General features: G+C 43.6%; 1 rRNA gene. It reads right to left on the minus strand.

From position 1 onward, the window contains the following. Positions 1 to 85 (minus strand): 5S ribosomal RNA (rrf, locus tag KNO78_RS15535); the annotation flags it as partial. Positions 86 to 225 lie beyond the last annotated feature (140 nt).

A 225-nucleotide genomic window follows, 5' to 3' on the forward strand; every position in this document is an offset into this window, starting at 1 on the left:
TCCCCCAACTACTTTCGGCGCTGAGACGCTTAACTTCCGTGTTCGGCATGGGAACGGGTGTGGCCGTCTCGCTATCGCCACCAGACAAATATGATATTAACATTATTTTAACATAATGTCAACATGTTTTTTGAGATTGTTCTCTCAAAACTGAGGATTCATCAACACAAACCATTAGACTAGATCAAAGCCTCGACCGATTAGTATCATTCAGCTCCACGTGTC

This window comes from Exiguobacterium sp. s132 (assembly GCF_018617235.1).
Classification (GTDB): Bacteria; Bacillota; Bacilli; order Exiguobacteriales; family Exiguobacteriaceae; genus Exiguobacterium; species Exiguobacterium profundum.